The sequence below is a fragment of the Streptomyces sp. NPDC007095 genome (assembly GCF_040634475.1).
GTDB lineage: Bacteria > Actinomycetota > Actinomycetes > Streptomycetales > Streptomycetaceae > Streptomyces.
Genome location: NZ_JBEYFS010000061.1, coordinates 1 through 24,165, shown reverse-complemented (window position 1 = coordinate 24,165; position 24,165 = coordinate 1). Strand labels below are relative to the sequence as shown.

The following is a 24,165-nucleotide window of genomic DNA, read 5'->3' as shown; positions in this document are numbered from 1 at the left end:
AGTTCTTCGAGGGCCAATCCGGAAATCGTCTCGATCCTTACGAAACCCTGTCACAGGTAGATCTGCTGTCCGGTCTCTCCTGGTGCAGACAGAAATTCTTTCGGCGCCGACGAAGAACTCGTCGCAGCTACGCACCACACCATGAAAACTTACGGAAGGACACCACTATGAAGGTCGTAGTGATCGGTGGAACCGGGCTCATCGGCTCGAAGCTGGTCGGCAAGCTCAACGACTACGGGCACGAGGCGGTCGCGGCCTCGCCCAACACCGGCGTCAACACTCTGACCGGCGAAGGGCTGGCCGAGGCACTGCAGGGCGCGTCGGTCGTGGTCGACGTGTCCAATTCCCCCTCGTGGGTCGACGAAGACGTCATGAACTTCTTCCGGACCTCGACCACCAATCTCCTGAAGGCCGAGGCGGACGCTGGCGTGACGCACCACGTGGCGCTGTCCGTGGTCGGTACCGACCGCCTTCAGGAGAGCGGTTACTTCCGTGCCAAGCAGGCGCAGGAAGAGCTGATCAAGGCCTCCGAAATCGCGTACTCCATCGTCCACGCCACTCAGTTCTTCGAGTTCGTGAACGGGATCGCGGACATCTCGACCGAGGGCGACACCGTGCGTCTGGCTCCCGTCAAGTTCCAGCCCATCTACTCCGACGACGTGGCCGCGGCCCTCGGCCGCACCGCGGTCGGCGCCCCGGTCAACGGCACGCTGGAGGTCGCCGGCCCCGACGTGTTCCAGCTCGACGAACTCATCCGTCAGCTGCTCGCCGACAAGGACGACGCCCGCACGGTCGTCACGGACCCGAGCGCCCCATACTCCGGTGCCGAACTGAAGGAGTCCACGCTCGTGCCGAGTCCTGACGCGCAGATCGCCGAGACTCGTTTCGCGGACTGGCTTGTGCGGCAGCAGTAGGCCCTGCGAGTGGCCCCTGGCGGCAGTCAGGGGCCACCCCGGCCGTGGATTCACCTCTACGCGCAAGGCGGCTGCAGCCGGAATGCGCGCCCATCTGAGATCCACGCACCAAGGAACCGGCTCGCCATGTTCAAGTGCACGAATAAGACTATTTTTCGTACCGTCCCCTACGCAGGACTGACCGGCATCTACGCCATCGATCCGGTCCACAGCACGATCGGTTTTTCCGTTCGATACGGCATGGTCACCAACGTACGCGGAAAATTCACTGCCTTCGAGGGGATTCTCAAGCTTGACGGGTCACGTCCCACTCGGTCCGAGGCCTACCTCAGTGTCCAGACCGGCAGTTTTGACACGGGTTATCCGGAGCGGGACGTGCATGTCACCGGCGCGGATTTCCTCGATGCAGCGACGTTCCCTCTCATAAGCTTCCGCTCGAGCGGAGTCCTCCATGCCGGTGACGGCCACTTCCGCCTGGCGGGACACCTCATGGTCAAGGACGTCGAGCAGCCCGTTCACATCGACCTCGGGTTCGGCGGAGCGAGCCGTGACGCTCACCTTCAGAACCGTGTCGGCTTCGCGGGCACGGCCACCCTGCAGCGTTCCGGCTGGGGGCTTGACGGTAACAAGGCCCTGGCGGCGGGCGGAGTTCTGATCAGCGACAAGGTGAAGCTGATTCTCGACATCCGTGCTGTGCGGCTGAACCAGGTGGAAGGCGCATAGGCCGAGAGACGGCTGCCGGCGTGTCCGGCAGAAGGACAGACGATGACGCAAGCCACCGAGAACGGCATCGACATGGCGGCCACAGTCGTGGCACTGGCCGCCGAAGCCACCGAACTTCAAACGCGTATCAACGTGCTACGCCAAGAACTCGTGGCGCTCAACGAGCGGATGAAAGCCATCTCCGCCGCTCCGCAGCGGCTCCCCTCCCGTTGAGCGGCCGAGCAGACCGAAGTCATCGGCACTCGCCCGACCCAGCCGGGCATCGAGTCGTTGTCCGGCGCGGAAGCCTCGTTGGTTTCCCATCCTGCCGCACGCCTTGGTCGAGTGGGTCACCATACTCGTCGTCACCCGTGAGGGTGACCGCCGTTGCAAGGTCCCACCACACCAGCGTGCCCTGGTCGCACCGGCGTACCTGCGCCGGCACGACACCTCCGCCCAGATCTCCGTCGGCACTGCCCGCGCCTGTACGGCCTCGGTCATCCACCTGCTCGTCAACCGTGCGCCCAGCCTGCTGCGTGCCCTGCACGAGGCCGATTCGGATCATGTCCTGCTGGACAGCGCCCTCGCCGAGTGCGGCCGGATCGGTGACGGACGGGCCGACTGCTCCCGCTGTGAGGATGGTGGTCGTGTCGTTCCGGCCACGGTTCGGCTCGTACTCTCACTGGCCGTTTGTGCCTTGTGCGTGTCCCGATAGGAGCGCCTTGGCCTCGATGGCACCGTCACGGCCCTGACCGCTCCACCGACCGACGCTGACTATCGGTACGTTGTCGCGCAGGAGCACCCTGACTGCCCTCGGCATGCCTGCTGTCTTTCCTGCTGCCCATGCTGTCGAGGCCGTGGGCCGCAGGGAGTTCCCAGCCGCCGCGGCCGGCTACCGCCACCTTCTCGGGTGGAGTGCACCGGCTCCTACCGCAGGACCGACGCCGTCGACGCCGAGGCTGCCGCCCGGGCCGCGCTGTCCGGCATCGCACGGGCGCTGCCGAAGCGCGACGACGGGCAAGTGGAAGCGGGGCGTGTGCTCCGGTTGGCGCAGGACTCCGCGCTCAAAGCCCGCGCCCAGGCGTTCAACCAGTTCGTCAACGCTCCGTCCGCCCTGCGATAGGAGCTGGAGCCGTTCTCGGCTTCGCTGGCTCGTCTTCCACGGTCCGCCTTCCCATGTGTTGCGACAGCGCGCTGTCGCAACACATGCCGTTCCGGCTTTCCGGAAAAGGCTCAAATTCAACCTGCGCCCCGAAAGGGCCCTTCATGAACTGTCGTTCTCTTTACCAACGCACCCGCACTCCCCTCGCCGTACTGGCTACGGCGAGCGTCGGAGCGGCTCTCTTCGTCACCGCGGTCGATCCGGCGAGCGCATCAGCCTCGCCGACCTGGGCCACCTTGTCCGGCCAGTCCGGCGCTGCGAGCAAGTCGACTGTGGTACTCGTGCACGGCGCCTGGGCCGACGGATCGAGCTGGAACGGCGTCATCACCCGTCTGAGGTGCCAGGGCCACCACGTCGTTGCCCCACCGAACCCGCTGCGCGGTGTGAGCGGCGATGCCGCTTATCGGGCCGACTGCCTCAAGACGATCAAGGGCCCGATCGTACTGGTCGGCCACTCGTACGGCGGCATGGTCATCACGAACGCCGCCCTCGGCAACACCAACGTCAAGGCGCTCGTGTGCATTGACGCCTTCATACCCGCGAAGGGGCAGTCCGCACGAGAGATCGCCGCCGACCTACGGCCGTATTCGCGCTGGCGGCGGCAAGGGGCTGCCGATCTCGCACAGCCCATCTGACGCGATCCGTCCCCACCGCACGCTCCCAGCGCTCGGCCATCGTCCGCCTGGCCATGTAGGAGGACACGGTCCAAAGCCGCAGTGACAACAGGGTCAGGAAGCGATGCCGCGCTTGTCCATGGCGTCCTCGACTATCCGCAGCCCGTCCATGCCCGGCAGCTTCGCGATGTGCGAGTCGATGTCGCGGATGAGTTTGCGGCCCTCGGAGCCCGCGAAGAGGTGAGTCATGACGTGCGTGACCTCGACCTCGGGCATGATGCCCGAGCCGACCGGGCCCCAGGCGTTTTCGAGTGCCAGCCGGGCGATGACGCGGGCCTTCTTGCTTGCCGCGAGCCGGTCACGCGCCTGCGAGGCGTAGAACGCGACGTGCTTCGTCTCCTGCTGCGCGATCCGCCTCAGCAGCGGTACCAGTACCGGGTGGCTCTCCAGCGCGGCAAGCCGGTGGTACGCCGCTGTCGCCGACCACTCGTTCGCCGCGCCCCATGCCATGTGCACGGCGACGAAGTCATTTCCGACCAGCCGGCCGATCACCGTCTGCTTCACCGTCCCCAAGCGGTCCTTCCAACCGAGCTTCAGGCGGGTCGCCTTGAGTTCGTCGAAGTCGACTCGGAGACCGTGGCGCTCCAGCACGGCCGCGAGCGCTTCGCCGTGCCAGAACTCCTCGCGGTTCCACATCGTCATGAAGGCGCCCACCGCCGGCTCGTCGTGAGACGGGGTCGTCAGCAGATCACGCAGGTAGCAGACCGTGTGGTATTCGATGTCGCACATGTAGCGCAGCGTGCGCAGCGTCTCCTCGGGCAGCGGGTTGCGCTCGAACTCGTCGAAGTCGAGGTCGGCCCACTGCACGCCGGTGGAGTTCTTCGTGTATTTGTCTATGTCGAAGGCCATCAGTCGCTCGTCTCGTCGGTGCGCGTCGGAATCGTCGCCCGTGCCGCGATGACGTCGCGGCGCACACCCGAACCGCCGCTCTTCCAGCGGTAGATGTTCCAGTTCCTCTTGTGGGACTCGCGTGCCAGTTCGGCGTCGGGGTTGATCGCCGAGGGCTTGCCCAGCAGCGACAGCCACGGCAGGTCGGAGTGGCTGTCGCCGTAGCCGTAGGAGGCCGCGAGGTCGTAGCCGCCCTCCTCGGCGTACCGCTGGAGCCATGCGGCCCTCGCCTCGTCGACGAGCGGCGGCTTCCCGAGGTAGCCGGTTAGCACACCGTCCCGCACGTGCATGGAGCTCCCGACGACCTCGTCGAACAGGTCGGAGAGCGGAGCGGCGAGAAGGCCGATGGAGCCGGTGACCAGGACGGTGCGGTGACCTGCCGCACGGTGCTCGCGGATGCGCGCCAGGGCGTCCGCGCTCGTGTGCCGCAGCATCGTGTCGGCGTAGCCGCGTCGCACGACCTCCTCGAGACGGGCGATGGGCATGCCGCGGTAGCGGCGCAGGAACGCGCGGATGAACTCGCCGCGGTCACGCCTCTCGGCGCGGAGGTAGCCGGGCAGCGAGGCGAGCAGGTCCGCCGCCTCCTTCGGCCAGGCAGCCTTGCGGAAGCCTGCGGTGCGCACCCAGAGGTACTGCTCGACGATGTTGGAGTCGACGACCGTCCGTTCGAGGTCGAAGACAGCGAGCACGTCGGTACGCCGCGGCAGTTCGGGTTTCGGGCGGGGGTTCGCCGGCCGGGCGGCCGCGGCCTTCCGGCGACGGTAGGCCGCCGTCAGCTCGCTGATGGCGGGCAGGTGCACCTTCTGCAGGTACTCCTCCCAGTCGATCCGCTCCACATCGAAGCCACGGTCCTCGCGCACCTCGGCCGGAAGGGCGTTGTTCAGTGCGCGGGTGTTGTGGTCGTCGAAGATGATCTCGGTCTGCGCATACGCGCGGTAGAGGTCGATGAAGTTGCCGAGGGTGGCGATGCCGGCGCGCAGCTTGGCGTTCTCGGTCGCCAGAGCACGCTTACGCTCGTCGTTCGGCATCAGCCGCAGGGCGGCGTCCCACAGGTCGGCCTTTCTCTTCGCCAGCACAAGGCCTCGGTTGAACTTGCGCTCGCCCGAGAACTTCCAGGTCGGTACTTCGACGAATCCCTCGTCCTTGGGTATCGGGTGCTGCGTGTAATAGTCGCGTACGTTCTCGTACATGCGGTGGAAAGGCAACGGATTCGACGCGCCCGAGGCGACGTGGAAGTACTTCGGCTCGTCGACGGGGGTCGGGGTGGCCGCCACGGCCAGGATGGCGTTGACGACGAAGTCGACGGGGATGACATCGAGGATCGAGTCGGGCAGACCCGGGAAGTCCGGTAGCTGGCCACGGCCGTAGGCGAAGATCAGCGGATCGGCGACCTTGAAGCCGTCGATCCATCCGGGGAACGGATGCTGGAGGGCGCTCTCGATGATCGCGGGCCGGACCACCGAAAGCCGGTGTCCGGCCTCGCCCCAGAGGTCTTCCGCGGCGCGTTCGGCGAGTGCCTTCGTCAGCGTGTAGACGTCGGTCCAGCCCAGACTCTGCGCGCGCCGCCGACCGGCAGCGACGAGTTGGGAACGCACCCACTCGCGCCGCGCGTTCTCGCTCGCGCGGGCCGCCGCGATCGGGCCCTCCTTGCCGTGGTTGCCGCGGGCGCGGGCCATGAACGGCTCGAGCATCGCCGGCTCCCGCGAGATGAGTTCGGTGCGCTCGTGGGCCTGCGCCGCCAAGGTCCACTCGGTGTGCCAGTCGACGTCGTGTTCGAGCTTGGCCTCGGGCACCACACCCCGACGAAGTCCCCCGACGTAGCAGGTCGACACGTGGACGACGTGCGGGTCGGATCCGGACGCGAGGAGTGCCTCGTAGAGGCTTACGGCGCCGTTGACGTTGGTGTCGAACGCCTCGTGGATGGGCGGGTCGAACGAGACGGTCGACGCCGAGTGGATGACGACGTCAAGGTGGGAGGGCAGCTCAGGAATGCTGGTCATGCTGCCGTCGAGCACCGTGACCCGCTCACGGACGATGTGCTCGGCGTCTTCGGCGCCCACAGCGTCCCGCCAGCGCGCGAACACGGGTTTGCGCAGAAGCTGCCGGAGCCGGTCCTGCCCGGTCTGGCTGCCCTTCCCACGCACGAGGAGCCAGATGCGGGTGCTGGGGTGATCGGTGAGAAGCCGCTCCAGCACGGCCTGCCCGACGAAGCCGGTCGCGCCGGTCAGCAGGACGTGTGCGTTGCCGAGTTCAGTCCTCGCGTTGTGCGCTATCACGGAAGGAGCCTCGATTCCACGATGGATGCGACACCGGGACGGATGCCGGGGAGCGCGGCGACCATCGCGCGGATACGGCGTGCCTCGGCTCGTCCGCTCCGGTCGCCGAAGACATAGCGTTCGAAGAAGGTGCGCTCGTGCTCGGAGCGATCGACCGAACCGAGCGGCCAGGCGGTGCGCCGGAGAGCGCGACGGGTGATGCGCTGGGCGCGGGCCGAGCACCGCAGTCGCCGCTCCGCCTCCTCGGCGAGGAAGCGGATGTGGCGATGCTTGATCTCCACCACGGGATTGATGATCGACGCCATGGCGGAGGACACGCCGGCCAGACGCCGGTAGGCCGCCTGCATGATCCATTCGTCCACGAGGCCTGTCGTCACGTGTTCGGCGACGATCTGCGTACCGGTGATGTTGGCGATGAGGGAGCGAGCGACCGGGCCACGGCGTTCACGGCGCTCCGCCAGTACCCACCGTGCCGGACCGGCGCTCGACGGGAGATCGCGGGCGGCGGGAGAAGCATCCAGGACGGCGTCGAGGGCGTCGGCGATCCAGAACCTCTCGAACATCCACGTGGTGAGGAACGCGGTGACCCGGGCGTCCTTGTGTGTCGCCGTGACGAGGAGGTCGCGCACACGGTGCAGCGTCGCACGTTCCATGTCGCGCAGCGCGCGAACGAGCCGGACGGATTCGGCGTCGAGCGGCTGTTGGGCGAGCGACCCGAGGGCGAGGGTTCCGCGGTGGTTGCCGTGTGCCGTACGGGCGAACTCACGCATGTCGAAGCCCGCTGTCTCGGGCGGCGCGGTCGTCGTCTCGCTGTTTGAGTTCATGCACGGACCTTCTGGGGCGGGAGCGGGGGTAATCCTGCAGAGGCCCCGGAGCGTGCGAAGAGCCGCCGGGGGCCGTCACGTGAGACCGGGCAACCGGCGCATGTGTGACACATGACTTGGTTCGGCATAGCGGCCAACGGTGCGGTTGAAGGGATGATCCGGAGCAGACCTACCGATCATGACGGCCGTCCTGCAACCCGGGCGTTGCCTGATACAGCGCAGGTGGATCCAGTCGACTGCCAGGTGCCGTCAGAGCCCGCGGTATCGGTGCGGTGTCTCGATGTCTCGGCGCAGCCGACGTGCGCCGGACCTTGCCGTGCATCCCGGCTGCGCGGCCTCGTCTCGATTTCCGAGTCCGCATGAGCATGTGCGGAAGCTCGTGTCACAAGACGGATGCGTGCCCGGTCTAACGGAACGATCCGAGAAACGAAAGGTGTGACATGTGCGAGGACTCAGGCATCAGCTGCCGCACGACCGTGGCGATAAACCTGGGTCGGGTGGCTCGGAGGGCCGGTGTCGGGACCGACGGCGCCGCTCACCACCCCACGCAACAACTACGAGCGAGAGCTCGGATGTCGAGTAGATGGCACATGAAACTGTGCTGAGCGGTACACGGGTCGCACTTGTCACCGGCGCCACGTCGGGTATCGGAGCAGCGTTCGCGCGCGCTCTGGCAGACCGCGGATGGGACCTTGTCCTGGTGGCGCGCAGCAGGGAGCGGCTCGGTCGGATGGCGGTCGAGCTCGAATCCCGGGGCCGTGCTGTCGAGGTGCTGCCCGCCGACCTGTGCGATCGTGCCGACGTCGAGCGTGTCGCCGCCCGACTGGAGGCCCCCGTCCGTCCGGTGGACATGCTCGTGAACAACGCCGGTTTCGGCGTGCACGCACCGATGACCTCGGCCGACACCGCTCCGCACGACCGGGCGATCGAGGTCATGGGCCGCGCGGTGCTGGTGCTCGCCGGCGCCGCCGGGCGGGCCATGCGCGAGCGCGGGCACGGTGCGATCGTCAATGTTTCGAGCACGGCTGGGTTCGTCACCATGGGGAGCTATTCGGCCGTCAAGGCCTTCGTGACCTCGCTCACCGAGGGACTGGCGAACGAGCTCCATGGAACGGGCGTCACCGTGACGGCACTTTGTCCGGGCTGGGTCCGCACGGAATTCCACACACGGGCCGGAATCCGTTCGTCGAGCATTCCGAACTTCCTCTGGCTCGACGCCCAGCGAGTCGTCGAGACGAGTCTGCGCGACGTGCGCCGCGGACGGGTGATCTCCATACCGAGCTTCCGGTACCGGTTGCTCATCTGGATCACACGTCATCTTCCACCCCACACGGTGCGGTGGATCTCGCGACGGATCTCGTCCGGCCGCAATGACAGTCTCATTCACTGAAAGAATCAGTGCGGGCGGGCCCGCACGGGAAGGAAGCGGATGCCTGCGGCGATACGCGACCGTTTCACGTCACGCTCTCACGCTGCGGCGCGTTTCATCGCGCAACGGGGGCTGCTGAAGCCCGTCGTATGGAGCGTGACCAGTGTGACGGTACTTGGGCGCGAACGCTTGGCGAACGTCGAGGACGCGTATGTTGTCGTCGCGAATCACACCTCGCACCTCGACACGCCACTCATCATGGGCGCGCTGCCTCGCCGACTGGCGCGCTACCTCGCGGTGGGAGCCGCCGCCGACTACTTCTTCGACGTGTGGCAGCGGCGCGGCCTCACGGCTCTCTTCTTCAACGCCTTCCCGGTCGACCGCACCGGAGTGCACGCGCGCGGAGTGAGCGCCAAGGCCTTGCTGAACCGGGGAGTGCCGCTCCTGATCTTTCCCGAGGGGACCCGCTCGCGCGACGGATCCCTCGGGGCGTTCAAGCCGGGGGCGGCGGCGCTCGCCTCGTCGACCGAGGTGCCGGTGGTCCCCGTCGCGGTCATCGGCGCGCATGCGGCGCATCCTCGCGGATCGAACTGGCCCAAACCGGGCCGCCTGCCGGTCGGAGTTGTCTTCGGTGAACCGCTCACCGCCCTTCCCGGGGAATTGAGGAGCGAGTTCACCGAACGCATCCGCTCGGCGATCGTCGCCCTGGCCGAGGAGAACTCCGACCGCGTCCTCGGCGTGAGTACCACCTCACGTCGCACACTTGAAGGAGACCGTTCGTGACCGAATCCACCAGCCGCACCGACCCGATGCACACCGGTGATGTGAAACACATGAAGTGGTGGGGCTGGGGCGTGGAAGGTGTCGGCTTTCATCACGAGGACAAACCTGGTTTCGCACCGTTCGTACAGAAGGCCATCGGTCTCGATCTCTGGGCGGGCGAACACACCGAACGGCCCGACTTCTCGCAGCTGAAGGTGCCGACCTCGACGGCTCCGGAGGAGTTCGTCGCGGTTCTGAGCGGCATCGTCGGAGCCGGGAACACCGTCGTCGACGATCTGTCCCGGGTCGTCCACACGTACGGCAAGAGCCTGCGTGACCTGGTCCGCATCCGAGCCGGTGAGATCGCGCGCAGTCCCGATGTGATCGTCTACCCGGCCGACGAGGCGGAGGTGCAACGCGTCGTCGACGCGGCCGTCGAGGCGGACGCTGTGATCATCCCCTTCGGCGGAGGCAGCAATATCGCGGGCAGCCTGGAGCCGCACCCGGACGAGTCACGGGTGGTCGTCTCACTCGACCTCGGTCGCCTCAGCCGGGTACTGGAGATCGACGCCGAATCCGGCCTGGCGCGCATCCAGGCCGGGGCGCTGGGCCCCGATCTTGAGGCTCAACTCAATCGGGACGGCTGGACGATGGGGCACTTCCCCGACTCGTTCACCCACTCGACGCTCGGCGGATGGGTCGCCACGCGCTCGTCCGGCATGCAGTCGGACAAGTACGGCGACATCGCGGACATCGTCAAGGGACTGCGAGTCGTACGGGCCGACGGGGTCCTCGTGATCCGTGCTGTTCCGAGCGCGTCGACCGGGCCGAGCGTGCGGGAGATGGTGGTGGGCTCGGAGGGGCGGCTCGGCGTCATCACCGAGGTCACGGTGCAGGTGCACCGATTCCCCGAGAAGCGTGCTATCCACGCCTACTTCTTCAAGAGCCTCGACCACGGCCTCGCCGCGGTGCAGGAGATCGCCGAGAGTGACGTCTCGCCCTCGGTCACCCGTATCTCGGACGCGCACGAGACGGCCTTCTCCCTGGCGACGAGCAAGGAGTCGAAGGGGATTCAGAAGAAGGCGCAGGCCGGCCTCATGGCGTATCTCAAGAGGCGTGGCTGGAACCTCGACGAGATGTGCCTCTCCTTCATCGGCTTCGAGGGCGGCGAGGCGCACACGAAACGGCAGAAGTCACTCATCGACCGGATCGTGCGCAAGCATCACGGCATCGGCGTCGGCAAGGGGCCCGGTGCGCTCTACGACCAGAAGAAGTTCGACACGCCGTACATCCGCGACTTCCTGCTCGACCGCGGTGCCGCCGGCGACGTGAGCGAGACCGCCGGTCCGTGGTCGAAGCTTCGTGGCATCCACGCGGCGGTCTACGAGGCGGCCGACCGCGCCTACGAGAAGATCGGCCACAGAGGCTGGACGATGTCGCACATGTCGCACTCATACCACTCTGGAGCGTGCCTCTACTTCACTTTCGCCTTCGCGTTCGGTGATGACCCGCTCGGCGAGTACGACACCGTCAAGCGCGCAGTCCAGCAGGCGTTCGTCGACGCCGGCGGCACGATCTCGCACCATCACGGGGTGGGCCTGGAGCACGCCCCCTGGCTGGAGGAGGACATCTCGACGCAGGGTGTCGCGATCATGTCGGGCCTCTTCGACGCCACCGACCCGGGCGGCAACTTCAACCCGCGCAAGATCGTGGTCTGAGCGCGGCGGTCCATGGGCCCGCGCGCGTGGCCGGTTCGCGGTCATCGGCGCGGCCACTTCGCCGGCCGGGCGGATCGCGCACGCCGGCGTGTGATCCGTTTCCGCCAGCCGGCCCGGTGCCCTGCCGTCGGACATTCGGCGAGAGCTCCTGGCGCCGGGGCGGCGAGGAGGGGAACTCAGCGCCGGCGGTGCCGTGTCAGCCAGAGGGACCGCGGCAGCCGCCGGAAGAGTTCATGATCATGGCACGCCTCCTTGACGCTCCCCTCCTCAACCGTCAGACCCGATACGCGCGGATCTCGTGACACCGGTTTCCTGTATGCCGAGCGACTTCGGATGTCGAGAGCGATGCGGAGCCCAGTCGTGTGTCACACATCTGCCAAGTGCCCGGTCTCACTCGACAGTCCCTGGAATCCCTCACGGCGACGAGTAAGACCGTCACCGCATTCCAGGTCCTCGTGTCGAGCGACGAATCCTGGAGTTCTCTTTGCCATGGCTGCAGAAAAAGGCGACCACTCAACGTACTGGCGCGAACAGGGAGCTTGTGTGCGCGTCGACCCCGACCTGTTCTTCCCCATAGGAAGCGGCAGCCTGACGCACGTTCAAATTGCCGACGCCAAAGCCGTCTGCCGCCGTTGCCCGGTCACGGAGCAGTGTCTCGACTGGGCCATGCGGGCCGGGCAGGTGGAGGGCATCTGGGGTGGAAAGACGGAGAGCGAACGCCGCCTGATGACCCACGGGGCCGAGGAGGCGGTCACAAGGGCGGCCTGACAGCGCTGAGCCCCACCTTGCCGCCATGCGTGTCACACCCATACGTCATGCCCGGTCATATGGGTGGAAGCAGTCATGAGCCTGCTCGCCCAAGGAGTGCAGCCACCATGAAGACCGTCCTTGATCCCGGAGTCGGCGCAGGGCCTGGGTCGGTGCGGATCCGCAGGACTTCCGGGCGGTGCGTAGTACGCCAGGAAGGCTGACGTTTCAGTTTTACCCACACGCATGCAGAACACGGATGGAAACAGACTTGATGCCCCGCCTTTCTCAATTCTGCCCACGATATTCCATTCCCTGCCAGGCGTCAAAACAGGTTCATGACATCAAGCCGGGAGACATGGAATCCGTAAGGCCGAGAGTGTCCCTTTCGGGCCGGACGAGGAATGGTTGCAGGGCATGGATGATCAGAGTCAGAAAAAAGAAGCAGGCGAAGGAGGCAGTGGGGAGAGGATTGCCCGCTGGGCAGACGGGCGCCTGGGCCCGTACAGCCTGATCCGGGCCAAGGCGCGTAAGGCTTTCCCGGACCACTGGTCCTTCTTGTTGGGAGAGATCTGCCTCTACAGTTTCATCGTGATCATCGTGACAGGGATCTATCTGAGCCTGTATTTCCATCCGTCGATGAAAGAGATGCAGTACAACGGCAGCTACCTGCCGTTGCGGGGGCAGACGGTGTCGGAGGCGTTCGACTCGACCCTGCACCTTTCCTTCGACGTCCGGGGCGGCCTGTTGATCCGACAGGCCCATCACTGGGCGGCCCTGGTGTTCATCGGGGCCATGCTCGTCCATATGCTGCGCGTATTCTTCACCGGCGCCTTCCGCAAGCCCCGTGAATTCCAGTGGCTGTTCGGATTCCTCCTGCTGGTCCTCGGAATGTTCGGAGGGCTGACCGGATACGACCTTCCGGATGACCTTCTCTCCGGAACCGGGCTCGCCGTCGTGAACGGAACGATCCTTTCCATACCGATCGTCGGAACCTACCTCTCGATGTTTCTCTTCGGAGGCGAGTTCCCGGGCAGCGAACTGGTGGCGCGCTTCAACACGATCCATGTTCTGATCATCCCCGCCATCATGGTGGGACTGCTCCTGGTCCATCTGCTCCTGCTGCTCCACCACAAACACACGCAGTATCCAGGCCCGGGGCGGAGCAACAAGAATGTCGTGGGCCTACCGCTCAAGGTGCGGGCGGTGAAGTCCGCGGGCCTCTTCTTGCTGGTCGCCGGCGCCATCTTCGCCATCGCCGCACTCGCGCAGATCAATCCCGTCTGGCTGTACGGCCCCTACCGTGTCGACCAGGTCTCGGCCGGATCGCAGCCTGACTGGTACATGGGTGTGGCGGACGGACTGCTTCGAGTCATGCCCGGCTGGGAAATCGACTTCTGGGGCCACACCCTGGCACTGGACAACCTGATTCCACTGGCAGTAGGCGTCGGCCTCTTCCTGGCCATGGGCGCATATCCGTTCATCGAGTCCTGGGTGACCGGGGACTGTCGTGAGCAGCATCTTCTTGACAGACCGCGCAACCGCCCCGTGCGAACGGCACTCGGTGTCGCCTGGATCAGCTTCTATCTGCTGTCGCTCATCGGCGCCGCGAACGACATCATCGCCACCCGGTTCCATGTCTCGGTCGAATCTGTGACGTGGGCGGTCCGCATCGGCCTCTTCGTCGTGCCGCTCGCGGCCTACACCGTGGCGAAGCGGTGGGCCCTCGGTCTGCAGCGCAGAGATCGCGACAAGGTGCTGCACGGCCGCGAGACCGGTGTCATCAAGCGGTTGCCGCACGGCGAGTTCGTCGAGGTGCACGAGCCTCTCGGACAGGCGGAACTCCACCTTCTTGCACAGCATGAGCAGTACACGCCGATCGCGCCCGGCTCGAACGGCGACGCGGAGGGCCCGGGCTCAGGCACCGGCCCTGCTCGGCGCCTGCGCGTCAGGTTCAGCCGCGCCTTCTACGGCGAAGGCTCGCAGATCCCCAAGCCGACCGCACACGAGTACCGGGAGATCGCCGACAAGCACCTGCGCTGAACAGAGCGGCCCCCCGTCCCCATGGGGCCCGCCCGGCCAGGTTCCAAGTCCCGGTCGGGCGGAAGCAGGTGATCAGCTGACCAGCGGAGTCACGCGAGGGGCCGCGGCCTGCCGTGCCGTGAGGGCAGGGTTCGCGACGGGAGTCGCTGCACGGTCTGGTTGTACATCAGGACGGTCAAAGCGGCGCGCCCAGGGCCGACATGACATCCGCCTTCGCCGTACCGGTTGCGTCCCCGTACTCGTGCTCGTGCTCGCCGATCGCTGGGCCGGCAAGTCATATGTGGTGTCGCGAAGGGGAGGACGGGTCGGCGGGAGCTGGAGAAGCAGGGTGCGTCCAGGTACGAGGGCGTCGGCGATGGCCAACCACGGTGCATACCGGGCGGTCGGGCGGAAAGCAGGCGATCGTGTTGTGGCGTACGGCCAAGTCGGCCATCTCGCGAAGACCGGTCCCCTCAAGCCGGTGAGGATGCACGGTGACCGGCACCCTCAGGTCGGCGGGCAGTGACGCGAGCCGCGACACCAGCGGCGACGCATGGCACCTGACGGCTCGACAGCATCTACGGGTACCTGCGACTCGGCGACGCTCGTCAGCGTGACACGGCCGATTCCGGCACCGACATCCAGGACACCGTCACGAGGTGGGCGCCCTGCGGCTCTCGTTCGAGGGAATCAACGGGCGTATTTGACAGGGAAGGGCGCATATCCAGCGAGACAGACCATGCGACACATGTGTGACAGTGCTACCGGTCGTCGGGCAGACATGCGGCTGAGCGTGTCACGCCCTGCGCCTCTTCACGGTCTATCCAACAACATGCGTCAACCAGGTGGTCCAGGAAAGAGGTTCGAAAGACCGTGCCGAGAACATGTCTCATAGTCGACTTCGGCGGTGTGCTCACGACATCGCTCGACGATGCGGTGCGTGGCTTCGAAGCCCGTGAAGGCCTTTCCGAAGGAGCAGTGGAGCAGACCTGGTATCGGGACCCGGCGATGGTCGAACTCACTCACGACCTCGAACGCGGCAGGTCCAGCCAGGCCGATTGGAACCGTCGCTTGGGCCGGGCGCTGGGCACCGCCGGCACCAACCTTCTGGGCCGGATCTTCGCGGATACCCGCCTCGATGAATCCATGACGTCGGTGGTGGCTCGGGCTCGCGCCGCCGGACTGAAGGCCGGCCTGTTGTCCAACAGCATGGGCCTGGCGCCGTGGAACATGTATCGAGGCCTCGACATCGACGCGGCCTTCGACGCGGCGCTCGTTTCCGCGCAACACGGACTGCGCAAACCGGAGCCGGCTGTGTACGAGCTCATCCTCAAGATGCTCGAAGTGCCCGGCGACGAATGCGTCTTCGTCGACGACAACGCGGAGAACCTGCCACCCGCCGAGGCACTGGGAATGGCCACTGTGCTGCACCGCAGCGCAGAGCACTCCACGACGCGGCTCGAGGAACTGCTGGGCGTCGCCCTCAGGCCGAGTCCGTAAGCCTGGAGACTTCCTCAAGGAGGACGCGGCGACGCCGCGGGCCACTCACCGCATGAGACAGTGCCGGGTCACCCATCACAGCCGTCGAAACAGGCGACGCCGCCTCCGCTCTCCTTGATGCGTGCGGTGAAAGGTGCCCTTGCTTCGGGTCCGCGGCTCCTCAGCCTGGCCGGTGTCCCAGGCAGCCTCCCTAAGAGGGTGCACGTGGTCACCATGGGCATCACATGGCGACGGTCAGCGTCGCGCGAGCCACTCGGTGAAAGTCCGGTGCCCGAGGTCGGCGCCCGCCTCGGGCAGCAGAGTCCCCTCCTGGAGTTCCACGCCGAAGAACGGGGCGTGTGCGTCGGCGATCACCGCACGCGTGTCACCCTGTGCGGCAAGCAGCTTCGCGGTGAGTTCGTCGAGGCGGCCCTCGTCCGGGCCGGCGACCTCAAGTACTCCGAACAGCGGCACGCCGACGGACACATGGGCGACCGCGGCGGCGACATCGTCCGTCGCTACGGACCGTGTCAGGACGGGTGCGACGTGGACGCTGTCCTTGTACGACACCGAGCGTGACACGTCCTCCACCGACTCGAAGAACGGTGTGGCACGCACGATGGAGTGGGGGATCGGCGAGCGCCGCACCCGCTCCTCCTGCTCCGCCTTCGCACGGAAGTACCCTGCTCGCAGCCGGTCTGCCCCCACGACGGACAGAACCACACAGCGTTCGGCACCGGCTGACCTGGCGGCCTCCAGCAGATTGCTCGTGGCGGTGCGGAAGAACTCACCGCTCACGGTCTCCGCACGAGAGGGCGCATCGGTGACGTCCACCACCACATCCGCGCCGCGCAGGGCCTCGGGAAGCCTCTGCCCCGTCGTGACATCGACGCCCTCGCTGCGTGATACGAGCGCAACCTCCACTCCGTGGTCCCGAAGCCTCGCGTCCGTCTTGGAACCGATCAGACCAGTGGCTCCTGCAACAACGGCTCTCATCCGGTGTTCTTCCCGTCGGGAGGGAGCTATGGCCCCAGTCATGCCTCCGTAGGCGTGACGATGACGTCAGTCCACGGACCACACTCAGGACAGCTTTCGCGCCGATGTTGTGACATCGCGCTACGACGCGCTTGCTCCGAACGGGATCCCCGAAGAACGGACGCAGCCCCTCATGTCACAGATTCGCTGTGCGCTTGGTCATCACTGGGAAACATGCATGGGCCCAGGGCGTGGGAACACGCGGCCGACCAACGGTCTGTCTGTCTGTCACGACATATGCCGGTCGCGAGGTACGTCTGGCTCAAGGCTCGGTGGATCTATGGAGGTGCAACACGATGTCGGACAAGGACGCAGTGCACGGCAATGCTGAGCAGCCCCCGTCGGAAGGGTGGAAGACGGCGGCGACGATGCTCCAGGACGCCGCACCGCTCACCGTTCCCGAGGGCGCGTCGGCGATGACCATTCATGTCGAGTGGGAGCCCGGAGACCCGGGAACGCCGCCGCACCGCCACTCAGGACCGGCCTTCGGGTACGTCATCGAGGGCGCGGTCCGTTTCGAGCTGGAGGGCGAGCCGGAGCGCGTGGTCAAGGCCGGCGGGACGTTCTGGGAGCCGGGTGGCGATGCGATCCATTACCAGGACGGCAACGCGCTGGCAGATGCGCGTACCCGGTTCGTCGTGACCATGATGTGCGCGCCGGGCAAGCCCATGATCGAACTGGTCGGTGAGAAGGAACTGGCCGAACGGGCCCATCTGCGCGCCCCACGACCCACCGACTGACCAACCACTCACTCACTCACTCACTCACTCACTCACTCACACGATGCAGTTCCGACACGGATCCTGACCGCTCCGTGGGAGGGTGCGATTCGGCATGAGCGCCGGTGAAGTCGTCCACTACATGCTGACCGCCCTTTTCGCCACGGCCGCCGTCCGCGCGCTCTGGCAGGGCGTCCTGGCACGGACTCGTGGTTGCCGCAGCCGCATCGACCATCTGCTGCACTCCGCCATGGCCCTGGCCATGGCGGTGATGCCGTGGAGCTGGGGCAGCGCCCTGCCGCAGCTGCCGCAATCAGTGTTCTTCGTCGGCGCCGCGCTGTGGTTCCCGCTGACCGCCGTCAAGAGCGGCCAGGAGCGACAGCTGTCGGCAATCGTGAGGAGACTGCCCTACTCGGTCGGCATAGCGACGATGGCCTGGATGTCGTACCGCGCGGCGGGCCATTCGCACCAGACCATGGCCGAGGGCGTTCCGACAGCACAGCAGGCCACGCATCTCGGCCACTCCATGGGTGAGTCGAAGGCCGACAGCGTCGTCACAGGAGTGTTGGCGCTGTACCTCCTCACATGTTCCGTTCGCTCGCTGACCCGTGACATGCCCATACTGCGCGGAGCCGCCGATACGACCAACAATTCCACCAGCCTCAAGGGTGCTTGCAACAGCTTCTGGGACGGAGCGATGGCCCTGGGAACAGTCGTCATGCTCCTGATGCCCCATTGACCCTCGCCGGAGTCGGCACTGCAGGGCGTCGCGAAAGCCTTCACGGGCTCCTTCAGCGGGCGACCGAACGGGAACAGCCACGCTGCTCAGTAGTGGCCTCCGACGCGATGCCGACCGTCGTGGCCATGACGTATGAAGCCCCTCTCGGCCGGACGAACCGTGTGTCTGCAGCCGTCACAAACGGGGTGGCTGACCGGTCAGCTGATGGTCTGGAATCGAGATCCCCCAAGACGCGAAGGTACACAGAATATGAAGTCGGCAGGGACCTGGAAAACAGCGGCTACCTCCTGCGCATCGACCTGCTGGTCAACTGACCGGCCATCGATCCTGCCGTCGCCGGCCCGCTCCTGAAGAAGGCCGACGCGCTGTGCCCTTACGCGCGGATGGCCTGGCAGGGAACGCCGACAAACATCATGCCGGCCAGCTCCGCGCCGACCGGACACCTCGGCGACCTGTCCGCCATGGACCACCTCTGCCATGTCCGCCACCGAAAGGAGAACTGAAATGACCGCCACCCCCCTTGTACCGCCGGACGACCTGCTTGGCGCCGACTTCTACCTCTACGAGACCCTGCTCCCGGACGACGAACGCAAAATACTTCTCAAGGCCCGCGCGTTCCTGCGCGACGAAGTCAGGCCGATGGTCAACGGGTACTGGGACAAGGACGAGTTCCCCGTGGAGCTGATCGAGAAGTTCCGCGGGAGCGGGCTGACCGCTCTGTCCTACGAGGGTTACGGTGAGCACCTGCCTGCCGCCAGTCACCTGCTCGGTGGCATGCTCGCGATGGAGATGAGTCGCGTTGACGCCTCGGTCGCCACCTTCTTCGGCGTCCACAACGGGCTCAGCTTCTACTCCATCTACACCGGCGGCGACCGGGAGCAGCGCGCGAGGTGGCTGCCGGCCATGGCCTCGATGGAGAAGATCGGCGCCTTCGCCATGACCGAGCCGCTGGGTGGCTCCGACGTCTCCGGTGGTATGCGAACCACCGCCCAGCTCCAGGGCGGCACTTGGGTCCTCAACGGCGTGAAAAGGTGGATAGGCAATGCCACGTTCGCCGACCACGTCGTGGTGTGGGCGCGGGACGTCGACGACAACCAGGTCAAGGGCTTCGTCGTCGAGAAGGGCACCCCCGGCTTCGTGCCGGTGAAGATCGAGGGCAAGATCGCGCTGCGGATCGTCCAGAACGCCGAGATCACCCTGACCGACGTACGTGTGCCGGAGGCGAACCGCCTCCAGAACATCAACTCCTTCCGAGACGTCGCGGAGATCCTGCGCTTCACCCGCAGCGGAGTCGCCTGGCAAGCCTTGGGTGTCATGATCGGCGCCTACGAGCTCGCACTCGCCTACGCCAAGGAGCGCCAGCAGTTCGGCCGTCCGATCGCCAGGTTCCAGATGGTGCAGGACCTGCTGGTGAAGAGCCTGGGCGACATCACAGCCTCCTGGGGCATGCTGGTACAGCTCGCGCGGCTGCAGGACCAGGGGATCTTTCGTGATGACCACTCGGCGCTGGCGAAGGGGTTCACCACGTCCCGGATGCGAGAGGTCGTCGCGTTCAGCCGCGAGATCTTCGGCGGAAACGGCATCGTCCTCGACTACGACATCGCACGGTTCTTCGCCGACGCCGAGGCCCTCTACTCCTACGAGGGCACCCGCCAGATGCAGACCCTCATCGTCGGCAAGTCCATCACCGGGCAGAGCGCCTTCGTGTGAGTCGTACTGCGATATCCGAGGAAAACCCCTGTGTGTGTTGCTCGAACGCCGCCGGTCGGGTTGATGCGTAGCACCGACAAAGTCGGCCGGACCCAAGGAAGTGGCGGCCTGCCTACAAGGTGCAGCCGTTCCAAGATCACTCAAGTGAACCAAGCCCCGGAACGCCAGTGCCGAGGCCGGCATCACGGCAAACTCCGGATGCCGCGCCGACTGAGGCTGGTGGCGTGCGCAGCGGCGGCGTGAGGAAGCAAGTGGGAATGATCGCAGACCCTGGTGGCCCTGGTGCCCCTGGCTTCCGGCGGAGTTCCGCTCCTGACGGCAGCCAGCGCCGCGGCCCCCACTCGCGCCACGAGCAGTTGGTGTTCGCCAGGCTGCGCACGTCTCAGGACCGGTTCGCAGACGCGATCACCGCGTTCGCGGGCACGATGAGGTTCGTCTACGTCCATGCCGTCTGGTTCACGGTATGGATCGCTCTCAACCTCAGTCTGTTCGGCCCGGCAGCAGTCTTCGACCCTTACCCGTTCGGGCTTCTCACCATGATCGTGAGTCTGGAGGCCATCTTCCTGTCCACGTTCGTGATGGTGAGCCAGAATCGGCAAGCCGCAAGGGAGAACGTTCGGGCCAATCTGGTTTTCGAGACCAACGTTCGCGCGGAGGTCTGGGCAGTGCACATGGGCAAGGCGCTCGGCCTGAATCCGGAGGAGGTCGAGTGGCACGTCCAGGAGATCATCCAGCAGAGCAGGAGCGCGATGGACCCCGAGTCCGGGGTCCAACCGGTGGCCCCAGAGGCTCTGTGAACATGTCGTCGCAACGAAGCGTGATGCCGTCTGCCCCTCACCGCGCTCGCCGGCCCGGCTTCGGCCGTGGTGTCCAACCCGGCGGTGCTCGTCGTCCGCCCATCCTCATCGGCTTCGCCTTCGGCGTTACAGGCCAGCCACGCGGAGATTCCCTCTCTTCCTGCAGACCTTCAGCATCACGGGTACGGCCGACGCCGGCATCCCCCGTTCAAGAGACCCCATTCCGCCGTACTTTCCAGGCCGGGGGCACCGCTCACTCGGCCCCGTCGGCGAAATCGCCGCGTTCAACGGCCAGCCGGGTCAGTTCGACGCGGGTGTTAATACCGAGCTTGGTGAAGATGTGCCTCATGTGGGTGTTGACGGTGTGCACGGACACGTAGAGTCGGTCGGCGATGGCCCGGTTGGTGAGACCGTCCACGACGAGCGGGATCAGCTTCCGCTCGGATTCGGTCAGGCTCCTCCACCCCGGAGGGCTGATCGTGTCGTGGCTTGGGGACCCCGCGCGAACGCCGAGTTGCCGTAGACGCCGCTCGATCCGTTCGTGATCGCGCAGGGCTCCCGAGGCCGACGCCAGCTGACCCGCCTCTTCGAGGTACGGGATCGCCGGCGCCGTATCGGCTGATGTGGCCATGAGTTCGCCGAGGTCCTCGTATGCCGCGGCCAGAACCAGTCGCCTGCCGGTGCTCCGGTAGCCGTTGATGGCGGACGTGAGTGCGCGGGGGTCGCTGTGGAGCAGGCCGTCCACGTGGGCGCGGACGGCCCCGATGATCTCCTGGCTGTCGTCCCGGGCGGTCAGGGTGCGCAGTGCGCCGGACACGGCCTGCGCGACCGACGGCTCCTCGCCGCGCAGGGCGATACGCACGATTCCGGGCCAGTGGGACGGCGGTAGGACGAGCAACCGTGCCGGCTCGCCGTCTTCGAAGCTGCCCATGAGTGCCGCTGCTGCTGCCGCGTCCCGGCCCTCCGCGTCCGCCAGGCACGCGCGCGCGAGCGATACCCACAAGCCGTACCGCGGCGTGTTCGTGCCGGAGCCGGCTTCGGCGGCGCGGAGATGGACCCTCGCCTTGGCGAGGTCGCCGCGCCTGATCTGCACCAGTGCAAGCACGGAGCGGGCCTGCGGATTCGACTGGGTGATCTCAAGTTCGTCCGCCACCGCCAGACTGGCCTCAGCCTCCACGGCCGCGTCGTCCAGCGCGCCCTGTTCGAGCAGGGCGCAGGCACGGCGGGCATGCCAGTGGGGAAGTGACCAGCCAAGGCCCAGCGTCTCCGCTTGGTGCTGTCCCTCACGCAGAATCCGCTCGGTGTCCGCGAGCCGGTCAGTGGTGGTCAGCACCGTGGCCAGCCATAGCGCCGGAATTCTCGGGGGCCGCAGGTAGGGCACGGTGGGCTCGGTACAGGAGCGTACGGTGGCTGCCTCGGCAAGCTCCAGGGCTCGGGTCAGGCGCCCGCGGTAGAAGAACGTCTGCGACTGAAACACCATGACGCTGACGACGACGGCCGGATCGTGGCTCCGGTAGGAGGCCTCGACCAGCCCGGTGTCCGTCCGCTCGGCCGCGGTGATGTCCCCGAGGTACACGTGGCCCGTCGCCTGGGTCTTCAGCAGCAGGACACGCAGGTGGGACGGCAGCGCGGGGAGGTCCAGGGCCTGCCGGAGGTGTGTCATTGCGGCGGCGTCGTCGCCCGCGGCCTGGTGGATCTCGGCGGCCACCAGGCGCAGGTGTGCCTCCTGCAGCGGCTCAAGGCCGTCCGACAGGGCAACGTCGACCAGATCGAGCGCCTCGTGAACCTCGCGGGTCCGGCCGAGGTACTCGGCGGCGTCGGTCAGCAGGCTGACACGACGCGGGTCGCGCGGGGGCAGCAGGCGGGCGATCCGCTGAGCGAAGTCCGCGGCCGCGTCGGGTGCCGTCGACGACAGTTCCCGTACGGCGGTGTGCAGCGTGGTCACGGCGTCATCGTCGACCGGGCCACCCGCCATGACGACATGCCAGGCCACCTCCGCCGATCGTGCCCCGGTGGCGCGCAGACTCTCGGCCGCCTCCCGGTGCAGAGCGCTCCGTACGGGCAGCGGCAGGTTCTCGTGGACGGCCTGCCGCATGAGGTCGTGGCGGAAGGCGAATCGCGGGCCGTCCGCCGAGAGCAGGCCGGCGTTCAGGGCGGCCTCCGCGCCCGACAGCAGGCTGCCGACCTGTCTGCCGAGCATGTGGGCGGCCGTGCCGAAGTCGAATTCGCGGCCGAGGACAGAGCCGACCTGGAGCAGGCGCTTGGCGTCCTCCGGGAGCCGCTCCAGACGTGTGGCGACAGTCAGACGGAAACCGACGGGGATGTGGTGGTACGGGCGGCTGGGCACGCCCGCCTCCGCTTTGACGGCATCCGTGTCGACAAAGGTGCGCACCAGTTCGATCGCCAGGAACGGATTGCCCGCGACGCCTCGCAGCATCCTGGCCAGGCCTGGTGACGGCTTCGCCCCGAGCACGTCGGCCGCGATGTGCTCCAGTTCCTGCTGTGGCAGAGGTCCGAGGGTCAGCCATCGGGCTCCGAGGCGTTCGAGGTCCTCCCGCACCCTGGCGACAGTCGGCCGCTCCGTCTCCGAGCGCACCGCCAGCACCCATAGGATCGGCGAGGCAGCCAGTCTTCCGGGCAGGGTGCGCAGCACGAAGAGTGTGGCGGGATCCGCCCACTGCGCATCGTCAACGAGCACGAGCACCGGAGCGCGCTGGGCCCGGTCCTCGAGAGCGTCCGTGATGCTGTCCAGCAGCCAGAGCCGCTGGTCGTCCACGGTTGCGGTGGCTCGGACGGAACGGTCGGAGGCTTGCAGGGCGGACTGCAAGGCGGCTCCTGCCGCGTACTGGTCGAACTCGTCGGCCCGTACGGAGACCACCTCGAACCCGCACCGCTGCGCCCGCTCGTTCAGCTCCGCGAGCAACCGGCTCTTGCCGACGCCGGGCACGCCTTCCACGACGACGCAGGCGCCTCGTCCGCCACGCACCGTATCCAGGGTCTCCCGGACAGCCGCGATCTCGCGGTCCCGCCCCCTGAGGCGCAGCCTGGTCCCAGCCTGGTTCCCGCGCCCGGGATCCAGGTCGCCCGTGGGGTTTGTGCTGCGCATGGGGCAAGCATGCCGCAGGCCACATGCGCCCCCCAAACGCAGGTCCCCCTGCGATCGGCTTCACCCGGGTGACTATCGGTTCCGCGCTGTCCTCTCACCTCGCCGCGACGCACACTGCGAGCCGTCCAGATCTCTTGCCCCGGAGAGGAGCACGACGGGCGTGCAGGCGGTGGCGCCGTCCCGACGGCCCTCGCGCATCTCCGTGAGGCCCACGACCTGCAGCAGCAGTTCGGCACCATCCGGAACCATGACCGAGCAGGCCACAGAAGGGCCAGACCGATCAGGTGGCCGCACAAGCGCCTTCACCTCCAGGTTCTGAGCCAGGCCACCGTCGTCGATCACATCGACGACCATCCGGCCGGGGCCCGGTTGAGGAACCCGGGGCGCGTGGCTCACGCCTCAGCCGACCTAAGACCGGGAACGGGTTGCGTGGCGGGAGCGGGAGTCGAGGAATGCGGTGATCTTGCTCGGGTTGAACATCCACATCACCTTGTGGATGCCTTCCTTCGAGGCGGCGATCGC

The 24,165-nt window shown here is 66.8% G+C and carries 20 protein-coding genes and 1 pseudogene; 16 read left to right on the top strand and 5 right to left on the bottom strand.

Going from position 1 to position 24,165, the window contains the following annotated elements:
• Nucleotides 1-167 precede the first annotated feature (167 nt).
• The 6 genes and pseudogenes from ABZ656_RS21945 to ABZ656_RS21920 all read left to right on the top strand — a co-directional run bounded on the left by ABZ656_RS21945 (nucleotide 168) and on the right by ABZ656_RS21920 (nucleotide 3,413).
• Nucleotides 168-914: an SDR family oxidoreductase gene (locus ABZ656_RS21945; protein ID WP_101401112.1), complete on the top strand. Its 747-nt coding sequence runs from the start codon at nucleotides 168-170 to the stop codon at nucleotides 912-914.
• Nucleotides 915-1,040: 126 nt separating this feature from the next.
• Complete coding sequence (locus ABZ656_RS21940) at nucleotides 1,041-1,637, top strand: YceI family protein (protein ID WP_360269920.1); 597 nt, start codon at nucleotides 1,041-1,043, stop codon at nucleotides 1,635-1,637.
• Nucleotides 1,638-1,679: 42 nt separating this feature from the next.
• Nucleotides 1,680-1,850 (top strand): hypothetical protein, encoded by a 171-nt coding sequence (locus tag ABZ656_RS21935; RefSeq protein WP_180362097.1) that lies wholly within the window; start codon nucleotides 1,680-1,682, stop codon nucleotides 1,848-1,850.
• An 88-nt stretch (nucleotides 1,851-1,938) separates the two neighbouring features.
• A pseudogene (locus ABZ656_RS21930) lies at nucleotides 1,939-2,244 on the top strand (IS5/IS1182 family transposase); the annotation flags it as partial.
• 282 nt (nucleotides 2,245-2,526) lie between these two features.
• Entirely contained in the window at nucleotides 2,527-2,739 is a 213-nt protein-coding gene (locus ABZ656_RS21925; protein WP_180362096.1) for a hypothetical protein, read from the top strand.
• Between the two features lie 143 nt (nucleotides 2,740-2,882).
• The gene (locus tag ABZ656_RS21920) at nucleotides 2,883-3,413 is read left to right on the top strand and encodes an alpha/beta hydrolase (RefSeq protein ID WP_360269917.1); all 531 of its coding nucleotides are present in this window, start codon (nucleotides 2,883-2,885) and stop codon (nucleotides 3,411-3,413) included.
• Nucleotides 3,414-3,506: 93 nt separating this feature from the next.
• Here the strand turns inward: ABZ656_RS21920 and ABZ656_RS21915 are convergent, their stop codons facing one another.
• From ABZ656_RS21915 to ABZ656_RS21905, 3 genes are read right to left on the bottom strand one after another with little or no spacing between them, the layout of a single operon-like run.
• Nucleotides 3,507-4,301, bottom strand: coding sequence for a hypothetical protein (locus tag ABZ656_RS21915; protein WP_101401109.1), 795 nt, complete (start codon nucleotides 4,299-4,301; stop codon nucleotides 3,507-3,509).
• Nucleotides 4,301-6,616 carry an HAD-IB family phosphatase gene (locus ABZ656_RS21910; protein ID WP_360269915.1) on the bottom strand — a complete coding sequence of 772 codons (2,316 nt, stop codon included), beginning with the start codon at nucleotides 6,614-6,616 and terminating at the stop codon, nucleotides 4,301-4,303. Before ABZ656_RS21910 ends, ABZ656_RS21915 begins: the two co-directional genes overlap by 1 nt.
• Complete coding sequence (locus ABZ656_RS21905; protein WP_101401107.1) at nucleotides 6,613-7,440, bottom strand: hypothetical protein; 828 nt, start codon at nucleotides 7,438-7,440, stop codon at nucleotides 6,613-6,615. The genes ABZ656_RS21910 and ABZ656_RS21905 overlap by 4 nt, the downstream gene beginning before the upstream one ends.
• Nucleotides 7,441-8,023: 583 nt before the next feature.
• On the opposite strand from ABZ656_RS21905, the gene ABZ656_RS21900 reads away from it, so the two are divergent.
• The 6 genes from ABZ656_RS21900 to ABZ656_RS21875 all read left to right on the top strand — a co-directional run bounded on the left by ABZ656_RS21900 (nucleotide 8,024) and on the right by ABZ656_RS21875 (nucleotide 15,558).
• Nucleotides 8,024-8,830, top strand: coding sequence for an SDR family oxidoreductase (locus ABZ656_RS21900; RefSeq protein ID WP_180362095.1), 807 nt, complete (start codon nucleotides 8,024-8,026; stop codon nucleotides 8,828-8,830).
• A gap of 144 nt (nucleotides 8,831-8,974) precedes the next feature.
• Nucleotides 8,975-9,592 carry a lysophospholipid acyltransferase family protein gene (locus ABZ656_RS21895; protein ID WP_360269913.1) on the top strand — a complete coding sequence of 206 codons (618 nt, stop codon included), beginning with the start codon at nucleotides 8,975-8,977 and terminating at the stop codon, nucleotides 9,590-9,592.
• Complete coding sequence (locus ABZ656_RS21890; RefSeq protein WP_360269911.1) at nucleotides 9,589-11,289, top strand: FAD-binding oxidoreductase; 1,701 nt, start codon at nucleotides 9,589-9,591, stop codon at nucleotides 11,287-11,289. Before ABZ656_RS21895 ends, ABZ656_RS21890 begins: the two co-directional genes overlap by 4 nt.
• Before the next feature lie 489 nt (nucleotides 11,290-11,778).
• Nucleotides 11,779-12,057, top strand: a complete 279-nt coding sequence (locus ABZ656_RS21885; protein ID WP_101401104.1) for a WhiB family transcriptional regulator — start codon at nucleotides 11,779-11,781, stop codon at nucleotides 12,055-12,057.
• 396 nt (nucleotides 12,058-12,453) lie between these two features.
• Nucleotides 12,454-14,079 carry a cytochrome b N-terminal domain-containing protein gene (locus tag ABZ656_RS21880; protein ID WP_360269909.1) on the top strand — a complete coding sequence of 542 codons (1,626 nt, stop codon included), beginning with the start codon at nucleotides 12,454-12,456 and terminating at the stop codon, nucleotides 14,077-14,079.
• 852 nt (nucleotides 14,080-14,931) lie between these two features.
• The gene (locus ABZ656_RS21875) at nucleotides 14,932-15,558 is read left to right on the top strand and encodes an HAD family phosphatase (protein WP_360269907.1); all 627 of its coding nucleotides are present in this window, start codon (nucleotides 14,932-14,934) and stop codon (nucleotides 15,556-15,558) included.
• Nucleotides 15,559-15,792: 234 nt separating this feature from the next.
• Here the strand turns inward: ABZ656_RS21875 and ABZ656_RS21870 are convergent, their stop codons facing one another.
• Nucleotides 15,793-16,575, bottom strand: coding sequence for an NAD(P)H-binding protein (locus ABZ656_RS21870; protein WP_360269905.1), 783 nt, complete (start codon nucleotides 16,573-16,575; stop codon nucleotides 15,793-15,795).
• A 365-nt stretch (nucleotides 16,576-16,940) separates the two neighbouring features.
• On the opposite strand from ABZ656_RS21870, the gene ABZ656_RS21865 reads away from it, so the two are divergent.
• From ABZ656_RS21865 to ABZ656_RS21850, 4 genes are all read left to right on the top strand, one after another.
• Nucleotides 16,941-17,312, top strand: coding sequence for a cupin domain-containing protein (locus ABZ656_RS21865; protein ID WP_360269955.1), 372 nt, complete (start codon nucleotides 16,941-16,943; stop codon nucleotides 17,310-17,312).
• A gap of 94 nt (nucleotides 17,313-17,406) precedes the next feature.
• Complete coding sequence (locus ABZ656_RS21860; RefSeq protein WP_101401099.1) at nucleotides 17,407-18,030, top strand: DUF5134 domain-containing protein; 624 nt, start codon at nucleotides 17,407-17,409, stop codon at nucleotides 18,028-18,030.
• Between the two features lie 504 nt (nucleotides 18,031-18,534).
• Nucleotides 18,535-19,740 (top strand): acyl-CoA dehydrogenase family protein, encoded by a 1,206-nt coding sequence (locus ABZ656_RS21855; RefSeq protein ID WP_101401098.1) that lies wholly within the window; start codon nucleotides 18,535-18,537, stop codon nucleotides 19,738-19,740.
• Nucleotides 19,741-19,964: 224 nt separating this feature from the next.
• The gene (locus ABZ656_RS21850; RefSeq protein ID WP_360269903.1) at nucleotides 19,965-20,537 is read left to right on the top strand and encodes a DUF1003 domain-containing protein; all 573 of its coding nucleotides are present in this window, start codon (nucleotides 19,965-19,967) and stop codon (nucleotides 20,535-20,537) included.
• Between the two features lie 253 nt (nucleotides 20,538-20,790).
• Here the strand turns inward: ABZ656_RS21850 and ABZ656_RS21845 are convergent, their stop codons facing one another.
• Complete coding sequence (locus ABZ656_RS21845) at nucleotides 20,791-23,643, bottom strand: AAA family ATPase (RefSeq protein ID WP_360269901.1); 2,853 nt, start codon at nucleotides 23,641-23,643, stop codon at nucleotides 20,791-20,793.
• Between the last annotated feature and the right edge of the window lie 522 nt (nucleotides 23,644-24,165).